This window comes from Agromyces sp. P1_H4, from assembly GCF_056405255.1.
The window spans coordinates 1-4713 of sequence record NZ_JBFUCL010000296.1 but is presented as its reverse complement, the minus strand read 5'-3'; the positions used below and the strand labels follow the sequence as shown (position 1 = coordinate 4713).

The following is a 4713-nucleotide window of genomic DNA, read 5'->3' as shown; positions in this document are numbered from 1 at the left end:
TCGCGGCGTGGCGGCCGAGGCTCGCCACCGAGGTCGACGAGAAGTCGATCCCGCACGAGCTCGACTGGCTGCGCAGCGCGGTCGACCTGGGCAAGGGCTGCTACAAGGGGCAGGAGACCGTGGCCAAGGTGCTGAACCTCGGCCGGCCCCCGCGCCGCCTCGTGCTCCTGCACCTCGACGGCAGCGACACGGTGCTTCCCGCCCCCGGCGACGTCGTGGTGGGCGAGAAGGTGCGGCCCGAACCCGCCGAGGGCGAGGCGCCCCAGCGACGCGAGGTCGGCCACGTCACCTCGAGTGCCATGCACCACGAGCTCGGCCCGGTGGCCCTGGCGGTCGTGAAGCGCGCGGTGCCCGCGGACCTGACCCTCATCGTCGAGAGCCACGGCATCGACGTCGCCGCCGCACAGGTCGAGATCGTCCCGGCCGACGCCGGTGCCGCCGTCGACGTGCCCAGACTGCCGAGGCTCGGCGTCCGCAAGTGAGCGCCTCGGGCCGGGTCGGCGCGCGCCTCGCGGCCGGCTCGATCCGGGTCCGCGACTCCCTTCCCGCGATCCTGCAGATCACCGTCACGGCCGTCGCGGCGTATGCCTTCGCCTCGCTCGTGCTCGGCCACGCCCAGCCGCTGATCGCGGCGATCGTCGCGATCACCGCGCTCGGCTTCGTGCGCGACGCCCGTCCCGTGCGGGTGCTCGAGACCGTGGTCGCGATGACCCTCGGCATCGTGCTTGCCGAGGTGCTGCTGCTCGCGTTCGGCGCCGGAATCTGGCAGTACGCGCTGGCACTGGCCCTCACGCTCGCACTCGCGCGGCTGGTGTCGGCGAACGCGGCCTTCGCCATCGCGGCCGCCGTGCAGTGCTCGCTCGTCATGCTCGTGCCCGCGCCCGCCRGTGGCCCGTTCGTGCGAACGGTCGACGCCATCGTGGGCGGGGCATTCGCGCTCGCCGCGACGGCGATCATCCCGCGCGACCCCTACCGCGCGGCCACGCGTGAGGGGCGTCGCCTCATCGACGAGCACGTGGCGGTGCTCGGCGAGCTCGCCGAGGCGCTGCGGTCGGGGAGCACGGATGCCGCGGGCCGGGCGCTCTCGCGAGCCAGGGCGACGCAGCCCCTCGTCGAGGCGTGGATGGCGTCGGTCGACTCGGGCCTCGCGATCGCGCGCGTCTCGCCGATCGTGCATCGGGCGAAGTTCGACCTCGAGCGGCAGCGGGTGATGCTCGGCGGGCTCGACCTCGCGACGAGGAACCTGCGCATCATCGCGCGCCGGATCGAATGGGTGCTGCGCGACGGACGAGCCCGGCCCGAGGTCGCCGACGTGCACGCTCGCGTCGCGGTGGCGCTGGGGCCGCTCGCCGACTCGATGCGCGACGTGTCGGCGCAGCCGATCGCGCGGCAGGCGTTCGCCGAGATCGCGCGCCATCTCGATCCCGTGGCGATCCTGCCCGACGGTCCGGTCGGCGACCGGAACACGATCACCGCGCTGCGGCCCTACCTCGTCGACCTGTTGACCGCGACCGGGCTCGACCTCGACGGGGCGCGGGAGCTGCTCCCCGCCGACTGAGGCGGGAACTCGGCGTTCAGACGGGCGCGACCGCGTCCCACGGCACGGTGAGCTCCCCGAGGCGCGAGCGACGCGGCCCGCCGATCACGGGCCAGCCCTCGTGCCGGAGGGTGGCCACGGCGGCGATCCACCGCTGCGAGCCGCCGTAGACCGACATCGGCGCGTGCACCCGCCAGGCGCGGTCGAGGGTCGCGAGCAGCTCGTGGATGCGCTCGCCGGGCACGTTGCGGTGGATGAGCGCCTTCGGCAGCCGCTCGGCGACGATCGAGGGCCGCTCGAGGCCCGACCGGCGCAGGCTGATCGTGAAGGTGCGYGGCCCCTCGGCCGTGACGCCCACCCAGCTCGACACCCGGCCGAGCTCGTCGCAGGTGCCCTCGACCACGAGGCCGCCGGGCGAGAGGCGCGCCGACATCCGCCGCCAGGCCGCGTCGACCTGCGCCTCGTCGTACTGCCGGAGCACGTTGAACGCGCGGATCACCGCGGGACGGCGTGCGTCGGGTGTCGGCACCTCGAAGCCGCCGAGGCCGAACGTGACGGGCAGGCCGGCGGGGAAGTGCCCGTCGCCGGCGCGCATGCGGTCGAGCTGCTCACGCGCGGTGCGGACCCGCGCCGGGTCGATCTCGAGGCCGAGCACCTCGACGTCGGGGCGCGACCGGATGACGCGTGCGGCGAGCTCGAACGTCGTCACGGCGCTCGCGCCGAAGCCCAGGTCGACGACGAAGGGGTCGGCGGCGTGCAGGAGGGCGGGCTGCGCGGCGATCCACCGGTCGACGCGGCGCAGCCGGTTGGTGTTCGTCGTGCCGCGCGTGATCGATCCGACGGGCATGCCCCAAGTCTCGCAGGGCGACGCGGGAGGTCTCGCAGCGCGGGCCACGGATGCCGCCGCGGCTAGGCTGTTCCCCATGCCTCACACGCTCGTGCTGCTGCGCCACGGCAACAGCGAATGGAACCAGAAGAACCTGTTCACCGGATGGGTCGACGTGCGACTCAGCGAACTCGGCCTCCAGGAGGCGAAGCGCGCCGGCGAGCTCCTCGTCGAGCACGGGGTGCTGCCCGACGTGCAGCACACCTCGGTGCTCACCCGCGCCATCCAGACCGCGAACATCGCCCTCGACGTCGCCGACCGCGCCTGGATCGACGTGCGCCGTTCCTGGCGGCTCAACGAGCGTCACTACGGCGCGCTGCAGGGGCTCGACAAGGCCGAGACGCTGGAGAAGTACGGTCCCGAGCAGTTCCAGCTCTGGCGTCGATCCTTCGACGTCCCGCCGCCGGTGCTCGCCGACGATGCCGAGTGGTCGCAGGTCGGCGACCCCCGCTACGCCGACCTCGCCGACGACGAGCTGCCGCGCACCGAGTGCCTGAAGGACGTCATCGCGCGAATGCTCCCGTACTGGGAGTCGGACATCATCCCCGACCTCGCCACCGGGAAGACGGTGCTGGTCACCGCGCACGGCAACTCGCTCCGCGCCCTCGTGAAGCACCTCGACGGGATCTCCGACGACGACATCGCCGAGCTCAACATCCCCACCGGCATCCCGCTCGTGTACGAGCTGGGCGACGACTACATGCCGCTCGAGCCCGGCCGCTACCTCGACCCCGAGGCCGCCGCGGCGGGCGCGGCCGCCGTCGCCGCCCAGGGCAAGAAGTAGCCGCACCGGCACACGACGAAGGGCGGGGGATGCGACATCCCCCGCCCTTCGTCGCGCGGTCTCGGCTCAGAGCGACGAGGCCGCCGACTTCTCGGGGTCCCAGTCGCCGGTCGCGAGGTACTGCACCATCTTCGCGATGGCCACCGCGTGGTCGGCGAACCGCTCGTGGTAGCGGCTCGCCAGCGTGGCGTCGACGGTGTCGACGGCCTCGCCCTTCCACTTCTCGCCCAGCACCCGGTCGAAGACCGAGAGGTGCAGCGCGTCGACCTTGTCGTCCTCGTTGCGGATCTCCTCGGCGAGGTTGACGTCCTCGCTGCGCAGGAGCTCGGCGAGCTTCTGCGAGATCTCGACGTCGAGCGCGCCCATCTCGGCGAAGGTGCCGCGCAGCGACTTGGGTACCACCTTGTCGGGGAACCGGTAGCGGGCGAGCTGCGAGATGTGCGTCGCCAGGTCGCCCATGCGCTCGAGCGAGGCGCTGATGCGCAGCGCGCTCACGACGATGCGGAGATCTCGGGCGACGGGCTGCTGCCGCGCGAGGATGGTGACCGCGTGCTCGTCGAGCGCCAACGTGGCCTGGTCGATGCGCGGGTCCTCGGCGATCACCTCTTCGGCCAGGCTCACGTCGGACTCGTTGAACGCCCGCGTGGCCTTCTCGATCGAGATGGCCACGAGCTCGGCGATCTCGACGAGTCGGTCCTGCACCTCGCGCAGTTCCTGCTGGAACACCTCACGCATGTGGAAATCCTTGTCTGTTCGGTCCGGCGCCGAAGCGCGCGCGGACGCACCGGTCTCATCCGGCCCCGGACATCATCCCCGCGACGGGTGAACAACAGGTACCGGGAGCCTGAACACTCGTTAACCTACCGCCGGGGGGCCGGGCGCAGCGGGCGGAGCAGCCGATCGCACTGGTTAGGGTGAACCCATGGACTCCATGTGGCTGGTGCTCACGGCGCTGGCCTTCGGCGTCTTCATCGGCGCCGCCTTCATGATCGTGCTGCACATCGCCGAACGGCGCGGATCGAGTGCGGCGAGGGTGGTCGCGCCCACCATCCCCGACGGCATCGACCAGGTGCTCGAGGTGCTCGAGTCGGCGGGCGTCGTGCTCGATCCGTCGAACAACGTGCTCAGGGCCTCGCCCGGTRCCCTGGCCATGGGCCTCGTGCGCCAGCAGGCGCTCGTGCATCCCGAGCTCCTCGACCTCGTCGCCGGCGTGCGACGCACGGGCGAGGCCGTGGTCGAGGAGATCGACGTCGCGCGAGGGCCCTACGGCGAGGGCACCATCAGGCTGCGCGTCCGCGTGGCGCGCCTCGGCACCCGATTCGTCCTCCTCCTCGCCGAGGACCGCACCGAGGCGCATCGGCTCGACGAGGTGCGACGCGACTTCGTCGCGAACATCAGCCACGAGCTGAAGACGCCGATCGCGTCGGTGAGCTTGCTCGCCGAAGCGCTCGACCAGGCGGCCGACGAGCCCGAGCAGGTACGGCGCTTCGCCGGCCGGCTGACGGT

The 4713-nt window shown here is 72.4% G+C and carries 6 protein-coding genes; 4 read left to right on the top strand and 2 right to left on the bottom strand.

Annotated elements, in window-relative coordinates:
* Together ygfZ and AC1DY2_RS15595 are read left to right on the top strand one after the other, a co-directional pair.
* Positions 1-482 (top strand): CAF17-like 4Fe-4S cluster assembly/insertion protein YgfZ (gene ygfZ / locus AC1DY2_RS15600; RefSeq protein ID WP_476763251.1); only part of this gene is annotated, 482 nt, incomplete at its 5' end.
* Positions 479-1558, top strand: a complete 1080-nt coding sequence (locus tag AC1DY2_RS15595) for an FUSC family protein (protein ID WP_476763250.1) — start codon at positions 479-481, stop codon at positions 1556-1558. The genes ygfZ and AC1DY2_RS15595, both read left to right, overlap by 4 nt.
* 16 nt (positions 1559-1574) lie before the next feature.
* On the opposite strand, the gene AC1DY2_RS15590 is transcribed toward AC1DY2_RS15595, so the two are convergent.
* Positions 1575-2384 carry a class I SAM-dependent methyltransferase gene (locus AC1DY2_RS15590; RefSeq protein WP_476763249.1) on the bottom strand — a complete coding sequence of 270 codons (810 nt, stop codon included), beginning with the start codon at positions 2382-2384 and terminating at the stop codon, positions 1575-1577.
* A 76-nt stretch (positions 2385-2460) separates the two neighbouring features.
* Here AC1DY2_RS15590 and AC1DY2_RS15585 point away from each other — a divergent pair, with 76 nt between their 5' ends.
* Entirely contained in the window at positions 2461-3207 is a 747-nt protein-coding gene (locus tag AC1DY2_RS15585) for a phosphoglyceromutase (RefSeq protein WP_476763248.1), read from the top strand.
* A 66-nt stretch (positions 3208-3273) separates the two neighbouring features.
* Here the strand turns inward: AC1DY2_RS15585 and phoU are convergent, their stop codons facing one another.
* Entirely contained in the window at positions 3274-3942 is a 669-nt protein-coding gene (phoU, locus tag AC1DY2_RS15580; protein WP_309977592.1) for a phosphate signaling complex protein PhoU, read from the bottom strand.
* Between the two features lie 187 nt (positions 3943-4129).
* Between phoU and AC1DY2_RS15575 the strand changes: the two genes are divergently transcribed.
* Positions 4130-4713, top strand: a 584-nt coding sequence (locus AC1DY2_RS15575; protein ID WP_476763247.1) for a histidine kinase dimerization/phospho-acceptor domain-containing protein, incomplete at its 3' end; no start/stop codon positions are given.

Excerpts from the sequence above, each read along its gene's own strand:
- AC1DY2_RS15585 (WP_476763248.1), top strand. The coding sequence starts at position 2,461 with ATGCCTCACACGCTCGTGCTGCTGCGCCACGGCAACAGCGAATGGAAC.
- phoU (WP_309977592.1), bottom strand. The coding sequence starts at position 3,942 with ATGCGTGAGGTGTTCCAGCAGGAACTGCGCGAGGTGCAGGACCGACTC.